Source organism: Streptomyces sp. PH9007 (genome assembly GCF_059813725.1).
Genome location: NZ_CM187440.1, coordinates 3,715,072 through 3,739,194 on the forward strand (window position 1 = coordinate 3,715,072; position 24,123 = coordinate 3,739,194).

24 protein-coding genes are annotated in these 24,123 nt (G+C 71.7%); 11 read left to right on the forward strand and 13 right to left on the reverse strand.

What is annotated here, in order from left to right; all coding sequences use genetic code 11:
- Positions 1 to 145 precede the first annotated feature (145 nt).
- Both ACTFAP_RS17070 and ACTFAP_RS17075 read right to left on the reverse strand, forming a co-directional pair.
- Positions 146 to 673, reverse strand: coding sequence for an HD domain-containing protein (locus ACTFAP_RS17070; protein WP_495681366.1), 528 nt, complete (start codon positions 671 to 673; stop codon positions 146 to 148).
- Positions 674 to 725: 52 nt separating this feature from the next.
- Positions 726 to 1,811, reverse strand: coding sequence for a helix-turn-helix domain-containing protein (locus ACTFAP_RS17075; RefSeq protein WP_495681367.1), 1,086 nt, complete (start codon positions 1,809 to 1,811; stop codon positions 726 to 728).
- A gap of 192 nt (positions 1,812 to 2,003) precedes the next feature.
- Here ACTFAP_RS17075 and ACTFAP_RS17080 point away from each other — a divergent pair, with 192 nt between their 5' ends.
- The 3 genes from ACTFAP_RS17080 to ACTFAP_RS17090 are packed head-to-tail and all read left to right on the forward strand — an operon-like array spanning position 2,004 to position 2,988.
- A complete protein-coding gene (locus tag ACTFAP_RS17080; protein ID WP_500466758.1) occupies positions 2,004 to 2,357 on the forward strand; it encodes a hypothetical protein in 354 nt (117 codons plus the stop codon).
- The gene (locus ACTFAP_RS17085) at positions 2,354 to 2,563 is read left to right on the forward strand and encodes a hypothetical protein (RefSeq protein WP_500466759.1); all 210 of its coding nucleotides are present in this window, start codon (positions 2,354 to 2,356) and stop codon (positions 2,561 to 2,563) included. Before ACTFAP_RS17080 ends, ACTFAP_RS17085 begins: the two co-directional genes overlap by 4 nt.
- Entirely contained in the window at positions 2,560 to 2,988 is a 429-nt protein-coding gene (locus tag ACTFAP_RS17090; RefSeq protein ID WP_500466760.1) for a hypothetical protein, read from the forward strand. Before ACTFAP_RS17085 ends, ACTFAP_RS17090 begins: the two co-directional genes overlap by 4 nt.
- A 222-nt stretch (positions 2,989 to 3,210) precedes the next feature.
- On the opposite strand, the gene ACTFAP_RS17095 is transcribed toward ACTFAP_RS17090, so the two are convergent.
- From ACTFAP_RS17095 to ACTFAP_RS17105, 3 genes are read right to left on the reverse strand one after another with little or no spacing between them, the layout of a single operon-like run.
- Positions 3,211 to 4,239, reverse strand: coding sequence for an alpha/beta hydrolase family protein (locus tag ACTFAP_RS17095; protein ID WP_500466761.1), 1,029 nt, complete (start codon positions 4,237 to 4,239; stop codon positions 3,211 to 3,213).
- Between the two features lie 17 nt (positions 4,240 to 4,256).
- On the reverse strand, positions 4,257 to 4,607 hold the full coding sequence (locus tag ACTFAP_RS17100; RefSeq protein ID WP_495681371.1) for a hypothetical protein: 351 nt from the start codon (positions 4,605 to 4,607) through the stop codon (positions 4,257 to 4,259).
- A 13-nt stretch (positions 4,608 to 4,620) separates the two neighbouring features.
- On the reverse strand, positions 4,621 to 5,121 hold the full coding sequence (locus ACTFAP_RS17105; protein ID WP_495681372.1) for a TetR family transcriptional regulator: 501 nt from the start codon (positions 5,119 to 5,121) through the stop codon (positions 4,621 to 4,623).
- 159 nt (positions 5,122 to 5,280) lie between these two features.
- On the opposite strand from ACTFAP_RS17105, the gene ACTFAP_RS17110 reads away from it, so the two are divergent.
- A complete protein-coding gene (locus tag ACTFAP_RS17110; protein WP_495681373.1) occupies positions 5,281 to 6,450 on the forward strand; it encodes a GyrI-like domain-containing protein in 1,170 nt (389 codons plus the stop codon).
- Positions 6,451 to 6,463: 13 nt separating this feature from the next.
- On the opposite strand, the gene serC is transcribed toward ACTFAP_RS17110, so the two are convergent.
- From serC to ACTFAP_RS17145, 7 genes are all read right to left on the reverse strand, one after another.
- Positions 6,464 to 7,582, reverse strand: coding sequence for a phosphoserine transaminase (gene serC / locus ACTFAP_RS17115; RefSeq protein WP_500466762.1), 1,119 nt, complete (start codon positions 7,580 to 7,582; stop codon positions 6,464 to 6,466).
- A 222-nt stretch (positions 7,583 to 7,804) separates the two neighbouring features.
- On the reverse strand, positions 7,805 to 9,064 hold the full coding sequence (locus ACTFAP_RS17120) for a cytochrome P450 family protein (RefSeq protein WP_500466763.1): 1,260 nt from the start codon (positions 9,062 to 9,064) through the stop codon (positions 7,805 to 7,807).
- 44 nt (positions 9,065 to 9,108) lie between these two features.
- Complete coding sequence (locus tag ACTFAP_RS17125) at positions 9,109 to 10,386, reverse strand: cytochrome P450 (RefSeq protein ID WP_390123073.1); 1,278 nt, start codon at positions 10,384 to 10,386, stop codon at positions 9,109 to 9,111.
- Positions 10,383 to 11,033 (reverse strand): GTP-binding protein, encoded by a 651-nt coding sequence (locus tag ACTFAP_RS17130; RefSeq protein WP_500466764.1) that lies wholly within the window; start codon positions 11,031 to 11,033, stop codon positions 10,383 to 10,385. Before ACTFAP_RS17130 ends, ACTFAP_RS17125 begins: the two co-directional genes overlap by 4 nt.
- On the reverse strand, positions 11,014 to 11,448 hold the full coding sequence (locus ACTFAP_RS17135; RefSeq protein WP_400010385.1) for a DUF742 domain-containing protein: 435 nt from the start codon (positions 11,446 to 11,448) through the stop codon (positions 11,014 to 11,016). The genes ACTFAP_RS17130 and ACTFAP_RS17135 overlap by 20 nt, the downstream gene beginning before the upstream one ends.
- Positions 11,445 to 11,894, reverse strand: coding sequence for a roadblock/LC7 domain-containing protein (locus ACTFAP_RS17140; RefSeq protein ID WP_390123067.1), 450 nt, complete (start codon positions 11,892 to 11,894; stop codon positions 11,445 to 11,447). The genes ACTFAP_RS17135 and ACTFAP_RS17140 overlap by 4 nt, the downstream gene beginning before the upstream one ends.
- Before the next feature lie 27 nt (positions 11,895 to 11,921).
- Positions 11,922 to 13,514 (reverse strand): sensor histidine kinase, encoded by a 1,593-nt coding sequence (locus ACTFAP_RS17145; RefSeq protein ID WP_500466765.1) that lies wholly within the window; start codon positions 13,512 to 13,514, stop codon positions 11,922 to 11,924.
- 272 nt (positions 13,515 to 13,786) lie between these two features.
- Here ACTFAP_RS17145 and ACTFAP_RS17150 point away from each other — a divergent pair, with 272 nt between their 5' ends.
- Together ACTFAP_RS17150 and ACTFAP_RS17155 are read left to right on the forward strand one after the other, a co-directional pair.
- On the forward strand, positions 13,787 to 14,758 hold the full coding sequence (locus ACTFAP_RS17150) for a zinc-binding dehydrogenase (RefSeq protein WP_500466766.1): 972 nt from the start codon (positions 13,787 to 13,789) through the stop codon (positions 14,756 to 14,758).
- Between the two features lie 79 nt (positions 14,759 to 14,837).
- Positions 14,838 to 17,696, forward strand: a complete 2,859-nt coding sequence (locus ACTFAP_RS17155) for an FAD-binding and (Fe-S)-binding domain-containing protein (protein ID WP_500466767.1) — start codon at positions 14,838 to 14,840, stop codon at positions 17,694 to 17,696.
- Positions 17,697 to 17,736: 40 nt separating this feature from the next.
- On the opposite strand, the gene ACTFAP_RS17160 is transcribed toward ACTFAP_RS17155, so the two are convergent.
- On the reverse strand, positions 17,737 to 18,225 hold the full coding sequence (locus tag ACTFAP_RS17160; protein WP_495681382.1) for a MarR family transcriptional regulator: 489 nt from the start codon (positions 18,223 to 18,225) through the stop codon (positions 17,737 to 17,739).
- A 438-nt stretch (positions 18,226 to 18,663) separates the two neighbouring features.
- Here ACTFAP_RS17160 and ACTFAP_RS17165 point away from each other — a divergent pair, with 438 nt between their 5' ends.
- From ACTFAP_RS17165 to ACTFAP_RS17185, 5 genes are all read left to right on the forward strand, one after another.
- Entirely contained in the window at positions 18,664 to 19,107 is a 444-nt protein-coding gene (locus tag ACTFAP_RS17165) for a DUF6069 family protein (protein WP_500466768.1), read from the forward strand.
- Between the two features lie 144 nt (positions 19,108 to 19,251).
- A complete protein-coding gene (locus tag ACTFAP_RS17170; RefSeq protein ID WP_495681384.1) occupies positions 19,252 to 20,760 on the forward strand; it encodes a sodium:solute symporter family transporter in 1,509 nt (502 codons plus the stop codon).
- 118 nt (positions 20,761 to 20,878) lie between these two features.
- Positions 20,879 to 21,931, forward strand: coding sequence for a tripartite tricarboxylate transporter substrate-binding protein (locus tag ACTFAP_RS17175; RefSeq protein ID WP_495681385.1), 1,053 nt, complete (start codon positions 20,879 to 20,881; stop codon positions 21,929 to 21,931).
- Positions 21,928 to 22,593 (forward strand): tripartite tricarboxylate transporter TctB family protein, encoded by a 666-nt coding sequence (locus ACTFAP_RS17180; RefSeq protein WP_495681386.1) that lies wholly within the window; start codon positions 21,928 to 21,930, stop codon positions 22,591 to 22,593. The genes ACTFAP_RS17175 and ACTFAP_RS17180 overlap by 4 nt, the downstream gene beginning before the upstream one ends.
- Positions 22,593 to 24,116 carry a tripartite tricarboxylate transporter permease gene (locus ACTFAP_RS17185; protein ID WP_390123048.1) on the forward strand — a complete coding sequence of 508 codons (1,524 nt, stop codon included), beginning with the start codon at positions 22,593 to 22,595 and terminating at the stop codon, positions 24,114 to 24,116. The genes ACTFAP_RS17180 and ACTFAP_RS17185 overlap by 1 nt, the downstream gene beginning before the upstream one ends.
- Positions 24,117 to 24,123: the final 7 nt, after the last annotated feature.

Consider the following 24,123-nt stretch of genomic DNA (forward strand, 5'->3'; position numbering starts at 1 on the left):
AGGCCGGACCGGAGGCGGATCGCCGTTTCTCACCCGTTGCCGGTGCGGGAGGCGGCAGCCCAGCTTCGGCCCGGCCTCAGCAGGCGGCCCGGCACGTCTCCATGTTCGGACGCCACGGAGTCGGCGTCCCGGAGACTGGGACAGCTCAGGGCAGATAAACGCGCTGCCATTCCGTTGTGGACATCGTCTGCGCCGCATCGGCCAGTTCAATAGCGGATTTCGTCACCAGCTTCGCCCGGGTGCTGTCAACCCATTCTTGTGCCGGTCCGTGCCCCTGCGCGAGGTATTCCAGGCCCTGGATCATGCATTCGAGTTTGTCGGCGTCGCGGGCGACTCGCGCCTCGGTGGTCTCGGCCGCCTCGTACTCGTCGACGGCGGACTGGAAACCGGCCGCGACGGCAGGGTGGGCCTGGGACAGCTGATCCCTGGTGACGTCGGAGTTGGAAGCCGCCTTCACGTACCGCCGACCGATCCACGGGATGTCGCCGACTCGCGTCTCCTGGGTGTCATGCAGTGTGCAAAGCAGCGCGACACGACCGGCGTCGGCACCCTCCATGTACGCCAGCGTGGCACCGATCAGAGCAACCCGGAAGCTGTGTTCGGCGATTGTCTCCGGGTCTTTGACACCAGCGATCCACCAGCCCGTGCGTTTCGCGCGCTTCAGCATCCCCATCTCGAAAAGGAAATGCATGGTGCCCTGGTGTTGATCTGTCAAAATACCTCCTCTACCGGCGGTGCAGCCTCACACCGTAGTGCATCTGATCAAGCTCCCTGCGGGCTGCCGCAGGCAGTTCGGCAGTATCCAACAGGAGCGCCGACCTCTTCTCAATGGCAGCTCCCACCACGGGGTCACCCAACAACCAGGGGTGAGCCATGGTCAGGGACCATGCTGAACGTACATTGAGCGCGAGGCCTCCGAGACCCGGCGAGAGGCGCCCCGCGAGCGCACGCATCAGTGGCCCAGGGTCCCACGCCGGGCTGTCGGCCATGAAGTCGTCGTTGGCGCGCGGCAGCCTGTCCACTCCGAGCCAGTGAGCCCAATAGGCCAGATTTGCTCCTGCTCCGGCGTCGGAACCCAGGCCTTCGCGAATGAACCTGTCCAACAGATCGGACTGCCCGTGACGTGTTACGGATGTCGCCACCGAGCGAGCAGAGACCCAGGCCGGGGACCACTGCGCCGGGTCCCATCGAGCGGGGTACGTCATCAAGCCATTGATCCACGCGCGTGTGTCCGCCGCGGTGTCATAACTGCTGAGATAGAGGCACTGGCGGGCTAGGAGAGCGTTGGCACTTCCTCCTCGGTGGGCTCGTTCGGCAACCTGCCGCGTGTGCGTAAAGAAGACCCGTCGGGCATCCGCTGCCAAAAGCGGAGCGGGCGGTACGGGTCCGCTGCGACGAGTCGCGGCAGATGGAAGAGCCGCGGGACGCTGCCCCGTAAGCGCCCACACGACCATGTGCGTGGCGTCTCGCGTGATCACCCAGGATGACAAGGGATGGTCGCAAGGGTCGGGAGCCTTGGCAGCCAGAGCGTGTCCGATGATCGCGTCAGCATCCATTGCCGTGCCCAGCAGCCCGACCGTTTCTGGATTCGCTCCTGCTGCCACGAGTTGACGCGTGATCGCATTCAGTGCGCTGGAGGCCATGGACGCCACCGGTCGGCGTCCCGATTCCCACGACTGCACCGTGGTCGGGTCAACCCGCCAGCGCTCCGCGATCTGTCGTTGCGTCTGCCCCGTCTGCTCTCTGCAGATCTTGAACACGTGTCCGGAAACTTGACCCACGGTCAGAGTCGCCGATCTTTGGGCGCGCATGACCTCTCCCTCGCGATGTCTCACTCGTACTCTGGGTCAGTCCTCATGGGGGACCGGTCAGAATACGGTCATTTTTGGCTTACCCGCTATGGAAGCCAAGCGCGATTCGCCCCAAAGAAGCCGCTGTCAGCGGCGTGAGGAGCATCGATGGAACCGAGCACGATGTTGACCCGCTTGACTCGCCAGGACCCCATGGAACTCCACCAACTGCGCGATGCCCTGGCTCTGCTAGGTGTGTCCACCACGCAGGTCAGCCTCAACCCGGGTCTGTCGCCGACGATCTCGGTTCACCGGATGTCGCTGGGCATTGTGCGGCGGCTCGTGCCTGACCTGGTGTGCGGGCTCGCCCGTCAGCATCTGTCGCCGGGGGCGGTGGTGTGGAGTGCCGAGCTGGAGCGCGTCGTGGTGGTCGTCTACACGGCGGGTGCGCTCATCCGGGTGCGGGCGTACGAGGACCCCTCGTTCGAGACGCACACACCGGCGGCTGATCTGCGGCCGGCGACCGTACGGCAGTTGGCGGCCCTGATGCCGGGGGAGTCGGCATGAGTGTTCCGGAGGTGGTCGAGATCACCGCCGAGACGGTGCTGGTGGGTGACGTGATCCAGGTCGGCGGGCGGGCGCTGGTGGTGGCCGATCTGATCCTCACGACGCGGGGCGGGCGTCGGCTGGAGTTCGCGACGGGGGAGGCACTGACCCTGCACGCCCGTTCCCGGCTGACCGGGACGCGCCTCAACAACAGGCGGCGGCCATGACGTCCGTTCCCCGGCTCCCGGATCTGACGTTCGCCGACACCCGGCCCGCGCCGCCCCGCGTGGGCGACCGCTCGGAATGGGTACTGGGCCGCTGTTGGCTGTGGTGCGGGAACCGCTGCACGTGGGTGCTGTGGCTCGGCTCTGCATCAACCGCCGGGCACTACGCCCAGTTCTACGTCTGCGAGCCGTGCCTGGCCCGGCTGCACCACACGATCATCGACTACGCCGACGCCATGCGCGAAGCACCCACCGACGCCGCAGGGTTCAAGGTTCCGCTGTACATAGCCCCCGAGGACCCACCCCGCCCCGAACCGATCCGCTACCCCCGCCCCGGCACCCGCACTCGCCGCCCCCGTACGGCCCTCGGTCGCCTGTGGCACCGCCTCATCACCGGGCGGGAAGTGCCACCGGGCCGCGTCTCCTGACGTTCTCAACCTCCGTTGTCCACAGGGCCAACGGCTGTGCGGACAACGTGCGGACGACGCTCCGTCGCGGAATCGGTCGGGCGACCCGGATCGCGAGGCTCATACATCCCGACCGCGCCACAGGGCTCGTGGCGCGGTCAACCGCACGTGCTCAACAGAGCTTTCGCGGCTTGGCGGCGGGAGAGCGGGGGCCGTCCGGGGCTTCGCGCGTGGGCCGCCGTCTCAGCACTTCGTGAAGCGGTGCAAGGCGTTGAGTACGGCCGGGGCGAGGGTGTCCGGGTGGGCCTCGTCGTGCAGGAGGTGGTCCACTCCGTGCAGGGTCACCCGGCCCGGTGTGCCGGCGCGGGCGTCGCGCAGCGCGGTCGTCAGCTCGTCGGTCGTGGCGCACGGGACCTGGGGGTCGTTGGTGCCGCAGGTCACGAGCACCCTGGTCCCGGGCCGGAGTGCGGCGGCGGTGTCCGGCGGGCTGATGGCGTCGGAGGTCAGCACGAACCGATGGCTCGTTCCCTGGAAGGCTTCGAAGAGTTGGGCGATGGGGTCCGGGAGCTCTGTGGTGTCGACCGGTCGGCCTTCGCGCATCGCGGTGACGGCGGCGTCGATCGCCGCGTTGATGGCGCGCTGTTCTTCGGGAGTGAACTGGCCCTGCCGGGTCGCTTCGGCGATCTGGTCCTTCAGTTGCAGGGTGACCAGGTCCAGCAGGCGCATCGCCTGCGGTTGCAGCAGCACCAGACCGGTGGGGCGCGGGTGGACGGTGCCGCCGAGTTGCAGCGCGGTCATCGCGCCCTCGCTGTGCCCGACGATCGTCAGCGCGTGCCGGTTGGTCTCCGGCTGGTCGCGCAACACCCCGTAGGCGGCCTGGGCCTGGCGGACGAAGGCCGGGTGGTCGAGCTCCTCCGGGCGGTCCTCATAGGCGCCGAGCCCGGTGCGGCCGGTGCCGTACTTGTCGAACCGCAGTGTGGCGACCTGGTCGTCGCCGAGGGCGTCGGCCACCAGGGACAGCGTGTTCGGGGTGAGGGCGGGTGGCTGGTTGCCGTCGCGGTCGGTGGGGCCGCTGCCGGGCAGCAGCAGTGCGGCCGGCAGCCGTTGCCCGGGCCGGTGCGCGGGGACGTGCAGGGTGCCGTACGTCGTCGTCCCGTCGACGGTGAAGACGACCTCGCGGTCGGCGGCGGGCACCAGGCGCGGAGCCGCCTCGGCCGGGGTGACGGTCGTGAAGGCCAGGGCCATCGCGACCGCGGCGATACGGAGGAACATCGGCTGTCTCCTTCGGCTCAGGTAAGGGCGTTCTCGACCAGGGCGACGGTGGCGCGGGGGTCGTCGACCTGGAGGACCAGCCGCGCGTACTCCTGATCGGCGAGTTCGACCACGACGGTCTTCGCCGGGTCCCTGACGTCCCAGAACACCTTCTCGCCATTGAGGTGGAACGTGCCCGCCGTGATGAGGCCGGGGACGCGGGTGCCCGGTGCGCGGATCCCCTTGGGCTCGGCGATCATGCCGGGGTCGGCGGTCGCGCCACGCACGTTGGCCAGGGGGATGGTCAGGCTGCTCTTCAGCGCCCAGACCTTGTGGATTCCCTCGATCACGACGACGAGGTCGTCCCCGTCGATGCGAACCAGTGCCATGTCGGTTTCCTTGTCAGACGAGAAGATCGAGGCGTTGGGACAGCGTGGCGCCGACGCTGTCGGAGCTTCCGCGCAGGAGCAGACCCAGTGCGGTGGCGGTGAGGGCGGCGGCCAGGGGGGCGGGAATACCGAGGGCGTCGGCGATCGCTTGGTCGATCGCGTCGAGTGCGGCCGTCACCTCGGCGGCGACCTCCTCGTCGGCCGCCGCCCGTTCGGCCACCGCGAGCAGCAGCAGACCGAGGTCGGCGGAGGTGATGAGCCGCAGCGCGGTCGCCGCGTCCGCAGCGGTGGCGAGCGTGTCCACCAGGGGGCGGACGTCATCGGCGAGGTGGCGGCGCAGGGCGGCCATGTAGAGGCCGCGCTTGCTGCCGAACGTCTTGTACAGGCTGTTGCGGTGCACACCGAGGTGCGCCACGAGATCGTCGACGGACACCCCGTCGTAGGCACGGCTGCCGAACAGATCCACGGCTGCGCGGACCGCCACGTCCTCGTCGAACGCCCTTGGTCTTCCCATGACATGACCATATGACGTTCGGGAATGATCAGTCAAGAACGATCGTTCCTCAACCGTCGTCCGCGCCGACGGTGGTCTTCGGGCCTGCCGGGCCGCTGATCTCCCGGCTCCTCACTGGGCGTGATTTCCGCCCCCTATTCTAGCGCTAGGATAGGTGCCATGAAGCCGGACCTGTCCGCCGCCGAGCTGACGCTGCTCGGACTGCTGGTGGAGCGACCCCGACACGGATACGAGCTGGAAGCGGTGATCACCGAACGCGGGATGCGGGAGTGGACGGAGATCGGGTTCAGCTCGATCTACTACCTGCTGACCAAGCTCCGCGAGCGCGAGCTGATCGCCCCGGCCGGGGACGCGCCCCCGGCCGGGGGCAAGGCGCGCAAGGTGTACGCCGCCACCGACGAGGGCCGCCGCGTGTGCGCGCTCGCCGCCGAACGCGCGCTCGCGGAGATCCACCCGGTCTTCCCGCGCGTCCTGGTCGGGCTGGCCAACCAGCCCGCCGTCGCACCCGAGGACGTACGCGCCGCCCTCGACCGGCGGGCCGCCGCGCTGGCTGAGCGCGTCGAGGCCGTCCGCCGGGCGGCCCACGAGGACCGGCACGCCCCGGAGTTCGTCCGCGCGATCTTCGACTACACCCTCGGCCAGCTGACCGCCGAACAGGCGTGGCTGGACCGCTACCGAGCACAGGGAGAGACAGCCGTGGCACCGTACGACGTCAAGCGCGAGCACAAGGCGCTCTACGCGCCGAAGAACACCACCTGGGACCTCGTGGACGTCCCCGAGCAGCGGTTCCTCGCCGTCGACGGCACGGGGGACCCGAACACCGCGCCCGCCTACGTCCGCGCGGTCGAGGCGCTCTACGGGGTCGCGTACACCCTCAAGTTCGCGAGCAAGGGCACGCCGGACGGTGATTTCGTCGTCGGGCCGCTGGAGGGGCTGTGGTGGTCACCCGATCCCGGGGTCTTCACCAGCCGCGCCAAGGACGCCTGGAACTGGACGATGCTCATCAGCCTGCCCTCCTGGATCACCGACGGGATGATCGAGGACGCCAGGGACACCGCCCTCGCCAAGAAGAAGAACCCCGTCATCTCCGAGGTCCGCCCGCTCACCCTCCACGAGGGCCGCAGCGCCCAGGTGCTGCACACCGGGTCCTACGACGACGAGACGCCGTTGATGACGGAGCTGCACGCCGCCTACCTCGCCGCCCACGGCCTGCGGCCGGCCGGCGCGCACCACGAGGTGTACCTCAAAGACCCGCGCAGGACCGCCCCCGAGAAGCTGAGGACGGTCCTGCGTCAGCCGGTCGAACCCGTCGACCGGGGCGACTCGTAAAGCAGCCCGCCGGTTACAGGCGCTCGATCACGTAGTCGACGCACGCCGTCAGGGCCTCGACGTCCGCCGGGTCGATCGCCGGGAACATCGCGACGCGCAGCTGGTTGCGGCCGAGCTTGCGGTAGGGCTCGGTGTCCACGATGCCGTTGGCGCGCAGCGCCTTGGCGATCGCCGCCGCGTCCACGTCCTCGGCGAAGTCGATGGTGCCGATCACCTGCGAGCGCTGCGCCGGGTCGGTCACGAACGGGGTGGCCCGCTCCGACTTGTCCGCCCAGCCGTACAGCCGCGCCGCCGAGTCGGCGGTGCGGGCGGTGGCCCACTCCAGGCCGCCCTGGCCGTTGATCCACTCCAGCTGCTCCGCCAGCAGGAACAGCGTGGCCAGCGCCGGGGTGTTGTACGTCTGGTCCTTGCGGGAGTTGTCGATGGCGGTCGGCAGCGAGAAGAACTCGGGGATGTGCCGGCCCGAGGCGGCGATCCGCTCGGCCCGCGCCAGAGCGGCCGGGGAGAACACCGCGATCCACAGTCCGCCGTCCGCCGCGAACGACTTCTGCGGCGCGAAGTAGTACACGTCCGTCTCGGTGATGTCCACGGGCAGCCCGCCCGCGCCCGAGGTGGCGTCGACCAGCACCAGCGAGCCCTCGTCGGCGCCCGCCACCCGCTGGATCGGCGCCGCGACACCCGTCGAGGTCTCGTTGTGGGTCAGCGCGTACGCGTCCGCGCCCCGCTCGGCGCGCGGCAGCGGGTGGGTGCCGGGCTGGGAGCTGATCACCGTCGGCTCGTCCAGCCACGGCGCCAGGCGCGCCGCCTTGGCGAACTTCGACGAGAACTCGCCGAACGTCAGGTGCTGCGACTTCGCCTCGATCAGCCCGTGCGTCGCGACGTCCCAGAAGGCGGTGGAGCCACCGTTGCCAAGCACCACCTCGTACCCCTCGGGGAGCGAGAACAGCTCGCGCACGCCCTCGCGCACCCGCCCCACCAGGCGCTTCACCGGAGCCTGCCGGTGTGAGGTGCCCATGAGGGAACTGCCGGTCGCCGCGAGGGCGTTCAACGCCTCGGTGCGCACCTTGGAGGGGCCAGCGCCGAACCGGCCGTCGGCGGGCTTGATGTCAGCGGGAATCTCGATGTCGGCCACGAGCGGAGCGTAGTCCGTCCGGGGGGTCCCTCCGTACCCTGTCCGTCCGGTGAGACGGAAATCATCACCAGGCGGACGGTCCGCGAGTGGCTCCGGAGCCTGCGTACGCCCGCGTACCACCCTCACCCCCGCAGGTCGCGGGGGTGAGGGTCGTGGGCACCCGGTTGACGGGGCGGGCGGTGCTCCGGCTCAGCTCCGGCCCGGCCTCGGCTCAGCTCCGGCTCAGCTCCGACCGGACAGCAGCACGGGCAGTGACGCCAGATCGTTCTGCGTCACCGACGGATTGTTGTGCAGTTCCTCGGCCGGGACCGCCAGCCGCATGTCCGGGAACCGCTCGAAGAGCGCGGGCAGCGCCAGCTCGGCCTCCAGACGCGACAGCGGCGCCCCCGGGCACACATGCGTGCCGTGCCCGAACGACAGATGCCGGATCGGCTGCTCCCGCGTGATGTCGAACTCCCGCGCGGTGGGCCCGAACTGGGCCTCGTCCATGCCCATCGGCCCGAGCGAGAGGACCAGGCCCTCGCCCTTCGCGATCACCGTGTCGCCGATCTCGATGTCCTCGGACGCGAACCGCATGAGGACGTGGGTGATCGGCGGCGACCAGCGCAGCGCCTCCTCCACCACCGCGTCCCAGCCGACCTTCCCGGAGGTCGCCAGCGCCAGCTGCTCGGGGTGGCTGAGCAGCCCGCGCACGGCCTGGAGCAGCAGCGAGATGGTCGTCTCGTGACCGGCGGCGATGATCACCTGGATGGTGGCGACCACCTCCTCGTCGGTCAGCGGCGCCAGCCCCTCCTCGGCGGCGTTCAGCAGCGCGCTGGACAGGTCATCGCCCGGGTTGCGCTTCTTCTCCGCCACCATCGCCGTGAACCGCGTGGACAGCTCCTCCAGCACGGCCGGCAGCCCCTCGGGCGGCGTGAAGCTGGAGAACAGCGAGTCGAACAGCTCGCGCAGCCGGTTGTCGCCCGCCGCCTCCAGGCCCATCAGGTCGCTGATGACCCGCATCGGCAGCTCGTACGCGAACGCCGGCTTCAGATCGACCGGCTCCCCGTTGTCCCTGGCCGCCAGCTCCTCGATCAGCTCCTCGGTGATCCGTGCCACCCGCGGCCGCATGGCCTCCACCCGGCGCGGGGTGAACGCCTGGGAGACCGGGGTACGCAGCCGCCGGTGCTCCTCACCGTCGACCACCAGCATGCTCGGCCCCGGGTCGACCAGCGCGCGCAGCGGCCAGTTGGCCCCGATCTCGCCCCGCTGCCACGGACCCCACTGGTTCACGTCCTTCACCAGCCGCGGATCGGTCAGCAGCTTGCGGGCCTCGGCGAGGTGCGTGACGGCCAAGGCGGTGACGCCCTCGGGCAGCTCCACCCGGACGAGTGGCCCCGCGGCCCGCAGCCGCTCGCCCTCCCCGAGCAGGTCCTTGACGTAGGGGTCGAGCACGAAGGGTGCGGAAGAGCCGGAGCCGTTGTGCTGCACGGGGCAGGTCATCTATCGGGAACCTCTCACTGAGTCAGGTCTCACGGGGGTACCTCTCATCTGAACGACCGTGCCGCCGGTGCCGGGGTGAAGCGCACCGGCAGCGCGGTCAGGCCACGCATCCACACCGAGGGGCGCCACACCAGGGCGGCCTCGGGGATGGACAGTTCGACATCCGGCAGGCGGTCGAGGAGCACCTCGATGCCGGTTCTGGCGATGGTCTCGCCGATCTCCTGCGCGGGGTACGGGCAGCGGTGGTCGCCGTGCCCGAACGCGAAGTTGGCGTTGTTGCCGCCGGTGAACGACGTGCCGCCGGTGCGGATCTGCGGGTCGTGGTGGGCGGAGGCGATGCCCATGATCACCATGTCGCCGGCCCGGATGTGCTGCCCGCCCAGCTGCACGTCGCGGGTGGCGAAGCGGGCCACCGAGTTCTGCAGCGGGGCGTCCTCCCACAGCACCTCGTTCATGGCCTCGTTGACCGAGTGCCGGCCGCCGGTGAGGGAGGCGGCGAAGCGGTCGTCGGTGAGCATCAGCCGCAGCGAGTTGCCGATCCAGTCGGCGGTGGGCTGCTGGCCGGAGACGATGATGACCGCCAGGTCCTGCACGATCTCCTCGCGCCCGTAGCCGCCGTGGGCCAGCATCCGGGAGGCGACGTCGGCGGCGGCGGCCTGCTGCCGGGCGTCCACCAGCGCGTAGGTGGCGGCGTGGAAGTGGCGGAACGCCTTCAGCGATTCCTCGGTCCCGTTGAGGAACTCGTTGATGGAGTGCGCCAGTCCCGGGCCCTCGTCGTCCTGGTAGCCGCACGCCCGCACCAGCGCCAGCGCGGGCAGCAGCGTGGCGTACTGCGAGATCAGCTCGGCCTCGCCCTGCCCGCAGAACGTGTCGATCAGCCGGTCGGCGATCTCCTCGGCGTTGCGGCGCAGTTCGAAGCTGTCGACGCCCTCCAGCGCGTTCTCGGTCATGGCGATCCGCTGGGAGTGCCGCTCGCCGGTCGTCCACAGCACCGAGTCGAAGGAGTGGTCCACCATCGGGCGCAGCGGCCAGTCGGCCGGAATGGTGTCCCACAGCCGCCAGTGCCGCGAGTCGCGGCTGAAGAGCACCGGATCGCTGTAGATCTGGTGCAGTTCGCGGTAGCCAAGCGCCAGCCAGGCGGGGACGTCACCGGCCAGCGTCACCGGGGCCAGCGCGCCGTGGTCGCGCCGCATCTCCCGGTACAGCTCGGCGGGTTCGGTCTGGAACCGGGGCCCGGACAGCGGTACGGCTCCGGAGTGCGCGGGGCAGCCGGGGGGCGGGGTCGTCCCGCCGGCGGTGGGCGGGTGCTGGGGTGAGGTCACGGTGTGGTCGTCTCCTGAACCGGCCGGCCGGCGGTGGACGTGGACAGAGCGTGCAGATGCTCGACGAGGGTGATCAGGACCTGCTTGCTGGATTCCCGGGAGCGGGCGTCGCAGTCGAGCAGCGGGATGTGCTCGGGCAGGTCCAGGGCGTCCCTGATCTGCCGCTGGGTGTGCGGCGGTCCGCCGAAGTCGTTGCGGGCCACGATGAACGGCGTGCCGTGCTGCTCCAGGCGGTCGATCGCGTACCAGGAGTCGGCGAGCCGGCGGGTGTCGACCAGGACGACGGCGCCGAGCGTGCCGGCGAACAGCCGGTCCCACAGGAACCAGAACCGTTCCTGCCCGGGCGCCCCGAACAGGTACAGAACGGTCTGTTCGTTGAGGGAGATCCGGCCGAAGTCGAAGGCCACGGTGGTGGAGGTCTTGCCGCGCACGGCGGACAGGTCGTCCACGTCCGCGCCCGCCTGGGTCATGACCTCCTCGGTGTTCAGCGGCCGGATGTCGCTGACCGAGCGGACCATGGTGGTCTTGCCCACCCCGAAGCCGCCGACGACAACGATCTTCAGCCCGTTGTCGGCGTTGCCGCCCAGCGGGATGCGCCGCTCGCGCCGCTCGGGCAGCGGCGGATGGTCAGAGGTTGCGGAGTCCAACGAGCACCTGCTCAAGGAGATGTGGATCGGGTAGGGGGGCGGCGGCGTGCGCGGCGGCCGGGCCGCCGGTGCCGGTCGCGGCCATCGCGGTGCGGCCAGGTCCCGACCCCGGGGGCGGGATCGCGGCGGTCCGCGGATGGCGGGCGGTGATGCGGCCCTCGTCGAGGAGATCGCACAGCAGGATCTTCACGATGCTGATGGGCAGCTTCAGTTCGGCGGCGATCTCGACCACGGCCGTGGGGAACTGGCACAGCCGCAGGATGGTGGCGTGCTCCGACTGCATGCCCGCGGTCGGCTCCCCCTCGCTCACCACCAGCGTGACCAGGTCGAACGCGGCGGCGGAGCCCGCCCGGCTGCGCCCTCCGGTGAGGGTGTAGAGCCGGTCGGGGTCCTCGTCCCGGCCCGGGCGGCTCATGCCCGCCCGCCGCCGCCGTCGGGCTGCTCGCGCGGTGGCGAGCTGAGGTGGTCGCCCAGTTGCTCGACCAGTTCGTTCATGTTGTGCCCCACCAGGCCGACATCGGCGTTCTCGGTGGCGACGACGGCCAGATGGGCGCCGTCCCCGGCCTCGACGATGAACAGCAGCCCGCCGTGGAACTCCGTCATCGACTGCCGTACGCCGCCGGTCCCGTCGCCGAACTCGATGGAGGCGGCGTACGACAGGCTCTGCACGCCGGAGGCGATGGCGGAGAGCTGGTCGGCCTGGTCCTCGGAGAGTTCGGGGGTGTGGAACAGCTTGAGGCCGTCGCGGGAGAGCACCAGGGCGTGCCGGGTGCCCGGCGTGCGCTGCTGGAGGCTCTCCAGCAGCCAGTTCAGCTCGTCGTCCCCGGTGGCTGAGGTGGCTGCGGTACTACTGCCGGGCATCGGTGTATTCCCCCATGGCTGGTGCGGTCATCGGTTCTCGTCCTCCGGCTGGAGTTTCTGGGTGTCGGCGCCGGGGCCGGTCTCGGGGCCGGTGTCATCGCCGGCGGCGGGGCCGGTGCCCTGGGCGTCCCGGCCCGGGGCACGGTCGCGGGCGGGAGTGTCCTTCGCGGCCGGGGCCTCGCCCCGTACGGCGCGGCGGAAGGTGCCGAAGCGGGCGGCCGATTCGGCGGGGGAGTGGTTGGCGCGGGGCCGCAGTTTGCGGGTGGGCGGGTCGTGGTCGGTGTGCGCGGCGGCGAGGGTCCGGCCGCGGCGCCGCTTGGGCAGGCCGCTCTCGCCGTACTCGGTGCCGTCCTGCGACGCGGGGGCGTCCTGCGGCTCCTGGCCGGCCGGGGCGTGCTCGGCGGTGGGCGCCGGGGCGGCGGTGACCTCGCGCAGCGCGGGGCGTTCGGTACGGGCGCCGCGGGTGCGGCCGGAGCCGGTGGTGACCGGCTCGGGCGGCGCGACGGCCGGGGTGGCGTCCGGCTTGGGGCGGGAGATCAGCTCCTGCGGGATCATCATGAGCGCGCCGGTGCCGCCGCGCGCGGAGGGCCGGAAGGACACGGACATGCCGTGCTTGCGGGCGAGCGCCCCGACCACGGCCAGGCCAAGACGCGTACCGGACAGGGCGGTGAGGTCCAGCGGGGCGGCGGAGACGGCGCGTTCGGCGCGGCGCAGCGCGACCTCGCTCATCACCAGTCCGGAGTCCTCGACGGTGATGATGACCCCGGAGGGGACCTCTTCGACGTAGACGTGGACCTCGGCGGTGGGCGGGGAGAAGTTGGCGGCGTTGTCAAGGAGTTCGGCGAGGGCGTGCATGACGCCCTCGGCGGCGTGCCCGGCGACGGAGAGCTGGCTGGCGGAGTGCAGCCGCACCCGCTGGTAGCCGCCGATGCGGCCCATGGCGCCGCGCAGGATGGACTCCATGACGATGGGCTTGGCCCAGCGGCGGCCGGAACGGGCCCCGGTGAGTACGGCGATGGAGTCGGCGAGCCGCCCGGCCTGGGCGGTGCGGTGGTCCAGGTGGAGGAGGTCGCCGAGGACGGCCTCGTCGGTGTGCCGGTGCTCCATCTCGCGCAGGTCGGCGAGCATGGAGGTGGCGAGCGCCTGCATCCGTCCTGCGGCGTTGGCGCAGGCGGCCATCGCGGCGGCCTTGCTGGTCTCGCTGCGGCTGATCTCCTCGGCGAGCAGCGTCATGACGCGGCGGTGGGCGTCCTCGGCCGGGGTTTCGGCGGTGGCCAGCGCGGTGGCGGCGGAGGTGCCGGTGCGCAGCCGGGCGGCGAGCGCGGGCACGGTGTGACCGGCGAAGTGCTGGGCGCGCCGCTCGCGTTCGGCCAGCTCGGTACGGAGCGCGGCGGTGGTGCGGCGGGCGTGGGTGGCGACGGCGAGGGCGATGACCAGGCCGGCGGCGATGGCCTGCGCGACCCAGGTGCTGGGCCGCTCCAGCACCCCGTCACCGAGCAGCAGCCAGCCGGAGGCGGTGAGTACGCCGATGGTGAGGGCGCCTGCCGCCAGGACCAGCAGTGCCTGCCGCAGCGGGGAACGCTCCGTCCCGGGGCGCGCGGTGGGGGAATGCGCTGTCATCAATCGAAGACCTCGGACAGATGCGGAGCGGGCGTGTCGGTGTCGGTGTCGGGGACGGTGGAGCGGAACCACCTCGATCAATTGCCGAACACTATAGGAGAGTTCTGCGTCCTTTTGGGTTCTCATGGCAATGGAAATGATTCGGGCTTGATCATCGGCTGCGGGTATATGCCAACCCACCCCGCCTCCCCGGATTGACCTCAACCGCACTTGATGTCGCACGCTCGGCCGGAGAACGACAGCGAAGGACAGAATGGACAGGAGCACGTGCGATGAGAGTGGTGCGGGTGGTCCGCTTCGGGGGCCCCGAGGTGCTCGTTGCCGGTGAGGCGCCCGACCCGGTGGCCGGGCAGGGACAGGTGGTCGTGGACGTCGCCGTGGCGGGCATGACCTTCGTGGAGACGCAGATCCGGCAGGGCACCGACCCCTGGCACGCGAAACCACGGCTGCCGTACATCCCCGGCGGGCTCGTCGCGGGCCGGGTCGGCGCCGTCGGGGCGGGGGTGGACCCGCGGTGGCGGGGGCGCCGGGTGCTGGCCGGCACGGGCGATACCGGAGGCTTCGCCGAGCGGGCGGCCGTGGCGGAGCGGGACCTCTTCCGGGTGCCGGACGGGCTGGGTCTGCCCGAGGCCACCGCCCTGTACAGCGACGGCGCCACCGCCCAGGGCCTGGCCGAACGGGCCGGCCTCCACCCCGGCGAGTGGGTCCTGGTGGAGGCGGCGGCCGGCGGGGTCGGCAGCCTGCTCGTGCAGCTCGCCCGCGCCGCCGGCGCGCGCGTCATCGCCGCCGCGCGGGGCGGGCGCAAGCTGGCACTGGCCCGCGAACTGGGCGCGGAGGTGGCCGTCGACTACACCGCGCCGGACTGGACGGCACGGGTCCGCGAGGCCACCGGCGGCACGGGGGCCGACCTCGTCTTCGACGGGGTCGGCGGCCGGATCGGACGGGAGGCGTTCGCGGTGACGGCGCGCGGCGGCCGGTTCTCGGTGCACGGCGCGGCCGGCGGCGAGGCCACGGTCATCGACCCTGACGAGGCGCGGCGGCGCGGCGTCGAGGTGATCGGCATCGAGCAGCTGTACGGCTTCGGGCCGCACACCGGCCGCTGGGCCCGGCGGATGATGACCCGCGCGGCGGCGGGCGAGATCCGCCCCGTCATCGGCCAGACCTTCCCCCTGCACCGGGCCGCCGCCGCCCACGCGGCCATGGAGGACCGCACGGCGCTGGGCAAGACCCTGCTCCTGCTGTGACCCGGCCGGGCGGTGGTCGGCCCGGTCCGGCCGGTGCGGCGGTTCCCGGTGTGCGGTGGGACGGTGCACGCTGGGGTGCATGGCACACCAGCACAGCACCGGGACAACGGAACTCGCGGCGGGGCTACGGGCGGTGATGCGCGGTGAGGTGGAGTTCGACGCCGCCGCCCGGGCCCTGACCACCATGGACGCCTCCAACTACCGGCGCGTGCCGGTCGGGGTGGTCGCCCCGTACGACGCCGACGACGTGGCCGCCGCGCTCGCCGTCTGCCGCGAGCACGGCGTGCCCGTCGTCCCGCGCGGCGGCGGCACCTCCATCGCCGGACAGGCCACCGGGGTCGGGGTCGTCCTCGACTTCACCCGCCACATGAACCGCATCCTCTCCCTGGACGCCGGGGCCCGGACCGCCGTCGTCCAGCCCGGAGTCATCTGTGACACGCTGCGCGACGCCGCCACCCCGCACGGGCTGACCTTCGGGCCCGACCCCTCCACCCACTCCCGCTGCACCATCGGCGGCATGATCGGCAACAACTCCTGCGGCTCGCATTCCGTCGCCTGGGGCACCACCGCCGACAACGTGCACGCCCTGGACGCCCTCACCTACCGCGGCGAACGGCTGCCGCTCACCCGGGGCGGCCGCGATCTGCCGCACCACCTGCGGACGGCCGCCGAGGACCTCGTCAACCGCGAACTGGCGCTGCTGCGCACCGGCTTCCCCGAACTGCCGCGCCGCATCTCCGGGTACGCCCTGGACGAGCTGCTGCCCGAGCGCGGCCGGGACTGGGCGCGCGCCTTCACCGGCAGCGAGGGAACCCTGGGCGTGCTGACCGAGGCCACCGTACGGCTGGTGGAGACCCCGGCCGCCCGGGTGCTGGCGGTGCTCGGCTACCCCGACGAGTCGGGTGCGGCGGAGGCGGCGGCCGGCCTGCTCCCGTACGGCCCGCTCACCGTCGAGGGCATGGCCAAGGATCTGGTCGCCAGTCCGGTCGCCCGGGACGCCCTGCCGCGCGGCGGCGCCTGGCTGTTCGTCGAGATGGGCGGCGCCGACCCGGCCGAGGCGGGGGCCGCCGCCCGCCGGCTGATCGACGCCGCCGTGGCCGACGGCGCCACCGGCCACACCCTGATCACCGACCCGGCCGGGCAGCGCGCCCTGTGGCGAATCCGAGAGGACGCCTCCGGCACCGCCACCCGGCTCTCCGACGGCGGCGAGGCGTGGCCGGGCTGGGAGGACTGCGCGGTGCCGCCCGCCCGGCTGGCCGGCTATCTGCGCGAGTTCCGCTCCCTGCTGCGCGACTACGGGCTGCGCGGGCTGCCGTACGGGCACTTCGGTGACGGCTGCATCCATGTGCGGATCGACTTCGATCTGCTGACCGCGCCGGGCATCGCCAGGTTCCGGGAGTTCAGCACGGAGCTGGCGCGGCTGGTGGCCGCGCACGGCGGCTCGCTGTCCGGGGAGCACGGCGACGGGCTGGCCCGCGCCGAGCTGCTGCCCGTCATGTACGGCCGCGAACTCGTGGACGTCTTCCATGCGTTCAAGGATCTGTGCGATCCGGACGGCGGCCTCAACCCCGGGGTGCTGGCCCGCCCGGACCGGCTGGACGATCAGCTGCGGTTCGCGGGGCTGCCGAAGGAGCCGGTGCCGGTGGCGTTCGGATACCCGCACGACGGCGGGGACTTCTCGGCGGCGGTACGGCGCTGCGTCGGCGTCGCCAAGTGCCGTGAGACGACCGCGAGTCCGGGTCAGGTGATGTGCCCCTCCTACCGGGCCACGGGGGAGGAGAAGCACTCGACCCGTGGCCGGGCCCGGCTGCTGCACGAGATGCTGGTGGGCGAGGTGATCACGGACGGCTGGCAGTCCTCCGAGGTCGCCGACGCGCTCGACCTGTGTCTGTCGTGCAAGGGCTGCCGGGGCGACTGCCCGGTGGAGGTGGACATGGCCACCTACAAGGCGGAGTTCCTGCACCAGCGCTACCGGGGGCGGCGCCGGCCCGCCGCGCACTACGCGATGGGCAGGCTGCCGCAGTGGCTGCGGCTGACGGCGGCGCTGCGCGCGGCACCGCTGGCCAACGCGGGCGCCAAGGTGCCGCCGCTGGCCGCGCTCGCCAAGCGGCTGGGCGGCATCGCCCCCGAACGCCCCATCCCGGCGATCGCCACCGAGCCGTTCACCCGCTGGTGGCGTGCGCAGGGCCGGAGGCTGCCCGCCGCCGGGCGGGGCGGTGACGGGGGCCGCGACCGCGAGCGGATCGTGCTGTTCCCCGACAGCTTCACCAACTACCTGGCCCCCGAGGCGGGACGGGCGGCGGTCCAGGTGTTCGACGCGGCCGGTGTGGAGGTGACGGTGCCGCCGCGCCCGGTGTGCTGCGGGCTGACGTACGTCACCACCGGCCAGCTCGACACCGCCCGCACGGTGATGCGCCGCACCCTGGACCACCTCGCCCCCGCGCTGGATGCCGGGCTGCCGGTGACGGTCCTGGAGCCGCCGTGCGCCGCCGCCATGCGCACCGACGTCCCCGAGCTGCTGCCCGAGGACCCACGCGCCAAGCAACTGGCGGGCGCCGTACGCACCTTCGCCGAGACCCTGGAGCAGTGCGCGCCCGAGTGGGAGCCGCCGCGCCTGGACCGGCCGGTGGCCGGGCAGACCCACTGCCACCAGAGCGCGATCCTGGGCGAGGCCGCCGACCGGCGGCTGCGCGAACGCGCGGGGCTGAGCGGCGAGCTGTCGGCCGGCTGCTGTGGGCTGGCCGGGAACTTCGGCTTCGAGAAGGGCCATTACGACGTGTCGGTGGCCTGTGCCGAGGACCAGCTGCTGCCCGCCGTACGCCGGGCCCCCGAGGACGCCGAGTTGGTCGCGGACGGCTACTCCTGCCGTACCCAGCTGGATCAGCTGGCCGGCCGCAAGGCCCGCCATCTCGCCGAACTCCTGGCGGACGGGCTGTGATCGGGGTGCTCGCCCGCCCTGCCGGGTGACGTCCGCCGGGTCACGGCCGCCTGGGGCGGCGCGGCGGCTGTTCGGAGGGCGCGAAGGTGGACAGCCGGCCGGTGGTGAGCCGGGTGAGGGCTTCCACCAGCCCGGCCCGCAACTCCGGTGACAGGGAGTCGAGTACGTCGCGGTGCGTCCGGTCCACGATCTCCTGGGAGCGGCGCACCAGCCGGCGCCCCTTGTCGGTCAGCACCAGAATCTTGACGCGCCGGTCGCTGGGGGAGGGGGTGCGCTCGGCCAGGCCCTCCCGCTCCAGGTGGTCGGTGAGCACCACCATCGTGGTCTTGTCGAGACCGGTGGCCTCGGCGATTTGCGACTGCGTCAGTTCACCCAGGCGTGCCTTGGCGAGAACGCGGTGGGCCCGGGGGGTGATGCCGAGGTCGGCCAGGTTCGCGGCCAGCTCCGCCGACAGCGCGCGATCGCTCCAGGACAGCAGGGACATCAGGTCGACGCCGGATGAGGTGGTGTCCGCTGCGGTGTCGCTCACGCCGCCCATCGTAGGCAGATGCCACCGGCCGGGAAAGTCTCGTCCCGGAACGATTGCCTTCGCGACGAACTCCCTTCAGCGTCGGGCCAGTTGATCCGCATGCAAATAGTTCCGAAATAGATGATGCCGAACGGGACGGCATGGTACGGTCCCACCCGGCCGCGGAGACCCCCAGGAGGCGTTCGCATGTCCGAGCCCGTCCGCGCGATCGCTCGCCCGCGCGGGAGCGCGACCCTGCCGCCGAGCCCCTAGGTGACGGACGACCGCGGCGGCCCCCCGCCGAGCCGGTGCCCGGGACTCCCGCCCGCCCCGGCCGCGCGCCCGCCGCCCCTCCGTTCTCCGGTCCCGGCCCACGCCCCGCCGCACCCCGACGCCGGCGCGCACCCCCCGGCCGGCGGCCGGCCCGCGGTCCACTCCACCCACCGAGGAAGAGGACACATGACGACCGACGCCCATCCCACCCCCGCGTCCGCCCGCACCCCCGCCGCCGCACGGACCGGCCCCTGGAAGCCACGAGCGCTGGCGGTGGCGGCGGCCGGCCTCTCCACCGCCCTGATCTGGATCATCGCCAACGCGAGCGGCGCCGCGCTCGCCGTCCTGCCGTCCGACGGCGGCGACCCCCTGACCATCACCTGGCCGCGGTCCATCGCCCTCGGCGCGCTCGGCGCCGCGCTCGGCTGGGGCCTGCTGGCGATCCTGGAGCGCCGTACCGCCCGCGCCCTGCGGATATGGACGATCGTCGCGCTGAGCGTGCTGGCCGCCTCCTTCTTACCGCTGGTCTTCCTCGACGCCAGCGGCGGCACGAAGGCCACCCTCGCCCTGATGCACACCGCGGTGGCCGCCGTCGCCATTCCCCTCTTCCACCGAGGAACGCGCGACTGACACACCGCCTGCGGGAAGCCCCCGCGGTTCCGGCACAACAACAGGAACCGCGGGGGCTTTTCAGCGCCCACATCCGGCACTACGGTTGCGCCGATCCGTTCATGACAATGTCCCGCGTTTATATCCGTGAATGAGGGCGCCTCTATGTCAGTTCTGGACTGGGCCGTGGTGGCCGCGTACTTCCTCGTCATCGTCGGCATCGGCTGGTGGTCCAAGAACCGCGTGCACGACGTCGCCGACTTCTTCACCGCCCGAGGGCGCATCCCCTGGTGGCTCTCGGGCATCTCGCACCACATGTCCGGCTACAGCGCCGTCATGTTCGTCGCCTTCGCCGCCGTCGCCTACGACTACGGCTTCACCGTGTACGTGTGGTGGGCGCTCACCATCGGACTCGGCATCGGCATCGGCGCGTTCGTCTTCGCACCCCGCTGGAACCGGCTGCGCGCCAAGCACGGCGTCAACTCCCCGCTCGAATACCTCGCCCGCCGCTACAACCTGCCCACCCAGCAGGTACTCGCCTACAGCGGCGCCGCGCTCAAGGTCGTCGACATCGCCGCCAAATGGGTCGCGATCTCCGTCCTCCTCCAGGGCTTCGCCGACATCCCCCTCGCCTGGGGCATCGTCATCGCCGGGATCGGCACCATGGCGTACGTCGCCATCGGCGGCATCTGGGCCGATGTCCTCACCGACATGGGCCAGTTCGTCATCCAGGCGGTGGCCGGACTCGTCATGCTCGTCGCCGTCGGCGCGCGCCTGGGCTTCGACTACCCCTGGGCCATGTGGGGCGACCTGCCCGACGGCCACGGCGACCCCATCGCCGGACCCGTCACCACCACCCTCGTCCTGGCGTTCCTGCTGGTCAAGACGTTCGAGTACAACGGCGGCATGTGGAACCTGGCCCAGCGGTACATGGCCTCGCCCTCCGGCTCCGCCGCCCGCCGCTCCGCCCTGCTCTCCAGCGCCCTGTGGCTGGTGTGGCCCTTCATCCTCTTCCTGCCGATGTTCGCCGCCCCGCTCATCGTGCCCGGCCTCACCAACGGCGAGGAGTCCTACGTCGCACTCGCCGTCGAACTCCTCCCGGCCGGACTCATCGGCCTCATGCTCGCCGGGTTCTTCTCCCACACCATGGCGATGGTCGGCTCCGACTGCAACGTCATCACCGCCGTCATCACCCGCGACATCGCCCCCGTACTCGTGCCCCGCGTCAAGCAGTTGGGCGCGGCGGCCCAGCTCGTGATGGCCCGCGTCACCACCGTGCTGTTCGTGACCCTCAGCATGACCATCGCCATCACCACCGGCGGCGAGGGATTCGTCCTGGACACCGTCGTCCAACTGGTGGCCGCCACCATGGGGCCCATCTCCATCCCGCTCATGCTCGGCCTGCTGCCCTGGTTCCGCCGGGTCGGGCCCACCGCCGCCATCGTCTCGTGGGCGGGCGGCCTGGGCGTCTGGTACGTCGTGCGGTATGTCGTGGACGGCGCGAGCGAGTCCGCGATCGTCGGCCTGCCGCTGGCCACCTCCCTCGTCCTGTACACCGTCGTCGGGCTGCTGCGCCCCGAACCCAGTGCGGAACGTGACGCCCTGATCAACTCCCTGAACACGGACCCCGATCCCGAGCCGCCTAACACAAAGACCAAAACCCTCACTAACTGACCTAACCCCCGAGACCGCAGACAGGCGCTGACCTGGCAGGCAGCATGTCCGCTTACGCCGCCCCCACGAACGGGACTGTGGGACAGCGGCGCGATGCGTTGAACTGTCTGAGGTGCACATGAGCAATCCGGAACACCACCCGCGCAGCGCCGCGAGGGAGGTGTGGCAGGGCCGACTGGGCATCCGGCGCCCCAAGCGGCCGGTGTTCGCCGGCCTGTACGGGGTCGTCGTGCTCGCCCTGGTCGCCCTGGCCGTCGTCGACGCCTCCTCCCACGCCGGCGGCGGCAGCGCCCGTACCAACCTCACGCTGATGGCCCCGGCCGCCCCCGGCGGCGGCTGGGACCTCGCGGCCCGCGAATCGCAGCAGGCGATGCGCTCCTCCGGCGTCGTGAACAACGTCCAGGTGGTGAACGTACCGGGCGCCGGCGGCACCATCGGCCTCAGCCAGACCGTGGGCCGCAAGGGCGACGAGTCGCTGCTGATGGTCACCGGCACCGTCATGCTCGGCGCCATCAACGTCACCGGCTCCGACCACACGATGGCCGACACCACCCCCATCGCGCGGCTCGCCGACGACTACCTCGTCGTCGTGGTGCCCTCCGACTCGCCGTTCCAGACGATCGAGGACCTGCTGGAGGCGTGGCGGCAGAACCCCAGCGGCACCACCGTCGGCGGCGGCTCGCTCGGCGGCTCCGACCACCTGCTGGCCGGCCTGCTCGCCCGCGAGTCGGGCATCGACCCCGAGAAGCTCAACTACCTCGCGTACTCGGGCGGCGGCGAGGTCACCACCGCGCTGCTCTCGCACACCGTGCACGCCGGCATCAGCGGCTACAACGACTTCTCCGACCAGATCGAGACCGGCCGCTTCCGCGCGCTCGGCCTGTCCGCCGAGGACCCGATCGACGGCATCGACGTGCCGACCTTCATCCAGCAGGGCGTCGATGTGGCGCTGCCCAACTGGCGCGGGGTGATGGCTCCCCCCGGCCTGACCGAGGAGGAGGTCCAGGAACTGCGGGACATCGTCACCGAGATGGCCGCCTCCGAGGAGTGGGCCGACGCGGTGAGCCGCAACCGCTGGAAGGACACCTTCATGGTGGGCGAGGAGTTCGAGGAGTTCCTCACCACCGAGACCGCCCGCATCGACCAGATCGTGGAGGAGCTGGGACTGTGACCACCACGACCGAGAGAACCGGGAAACCGGCCGGCACCGCGCCGGACACCCCCTCCTTCTGGACGGGCCGCAGCGAGTTCATCGTGGTGGCCGTACTGCTGGCGCTCGCCGTCTTCCTGACCCACGGCACCGTCACCATGACCGTGCCGCCGACCGCCGGCTCGCCGGGGCCGCAGTTCTTCCCGTGGATCATCACGGGGCTCGCGTACCTGCTCGCCGCGGTGCTCGCCTGGAAGGTCATCCGCCACCCGAGCGCGCCCCCGCTGCCGCCGGGCGTGGAGGCACCCGGGGACGAGGTCGAGGCCGAGGCCGGTGACACGGGGGCCACGGACACCCAGGCCGCCGCGCACACCGGCGCGCCCGCGCCCGCCCCCGTACAGCAGCCCGCGCGCACCACGGCACAGCAGTACCGCACCCACACCGACTGGCGCAGCGTCGGCATCATCGTCGGCACGTTCGTGCTGTTCACCGTCGCCCTCGAACCGGTCGGCTGGCTGCTCTCCGCCGCCCTCCTCTTCTTCGGGGTGGCGTACGCCCTGGACGGCAAGCGCCCGCTGTTCGACATGAGCCTGTCGCTGGCCGTCTCCGCCATCGTCCAGCTCGCTTTCTCCGCCGGCCTGGGCCTCAACCTGCCCGCCGGCATTCTGGGAGGGGTGCTGTGATGGACCCGATCTCCCATCTCCTCGACGGATTCGCCGGGGCCTTCACCCCGATGAACCTGCTGTGGGTCGTCGTCGGCGCCATGCTCGGCACGGCCGTCGGCGTCCTGCCCGGCCTGGGCTCGGCGATGGCGGTGGCGCTGCTGCTGCCGGTGACCTTCAGCCTGGACCCGACCGGCGCGTTCATCATGTTCGCCGGCGTCTACTACGGCGGTCTGTTCGGCGACTCGACGACCGGCATCCTGCTCAACACGCCCGGCAACAGCTCGGCCATCGCCACCACCTTCGAGGGCCACAAGATGGCCAAGGCGGGGCGCGCCCCGCAGGCGCTGGCCACCTCCGCCATCGGCGCGTTCATCGGCGGCATCATCGCCACCACCCTGGTGGTGTTCTTCGCCCCGCGGCTGGCCGACCTCGCCGGCCTGTTCGGCCCGGCCGAGTACTTCGCGCTCGCCGTCTTCGCCTTCGCGGCCACCGCGACGGTGGTCGCCGACTCCGTCATCAAGGGCTCGATATCGCTGGTCATCGGGCTGACGCTGGCCCTGATCGGCATCGACAGCTCCTCGGGGGCCTCGCGGTTCACGATGGACCTGCCGCCGCTGTTCGACGGGGTGTCGATCGTCGTCATCACCGTCGGTCTGCTGGCCCTGGGCGAGGTGCTGTTCGTGGCCTCCCGCATCCACCGCGACCCGCCCGCGCCACGGGTGGCGTTCACCGGGCGTCCGTGGCTGAGCCGTGGCGACGTCAAGCTGGCCTGGCCGGCGTGGCTGCGCGGCGCGGGCTTCGGGGTGCCGTTCGGTGTGATTCCGGTCGGCGGCTCCGAGGTTCCCACCTTCCTGTCGTACGCGACGGAGAAGAAGCTCGACAAGCGGCGCAAGAAGCAGATGTTCGGCAAGGGCGCCATCCAGGGAGTCGCCGGTCCCGAGGCGGCGGGCAACGCCACCGCCGGTTCGGCGATGGGCGCGCTGCTGGCGCTCGGCCTGCCGACGTCCGCGACGGCCGCGATCATGCTGGCCGCGTTCCAGCAGTACGGGATGCAGCCGGGCCCGCTGCTGTTCGAGCGGAACACCGAACTGGTGTGGACGCTGCTGGCCTCGCTGTTCATCGGCATGATCGTGCTGCTGATCATCAACCTGCCGTTCGCCCCGATGTGGGCCAAGCTGCTGCTGGTGCCGCGCCACTACCTGTACGCGGGCATCACGGTCTTCTGCGGCCTGGGCATCTACGCCACCTCGGCGTCGGCGTTCGACCTGATGCTGCTGCTGGGGATCGGCCTGCTGGGCTTCATGATGCGGCGGTACGAGCTGCCGCTGGCGCCGGTGCTGATCGCCGTCATCCTGGGCCCGCTGGCCGAGACGGAGCTGCGGCGGGCGCTCGCGGTCAGCGAGGGCAGCGTCGGCATCCTGTTCGACAGCGGGATCGCGGTGACGCTGTACACGCTGCTGGCGGCGGCCATCGCGCTGACGACGGTGAACCGGATCCGCAAGGCGCGCAAGGGGAAGGCGACGCGGCAGCTGGTCGCGTAACCCGTCC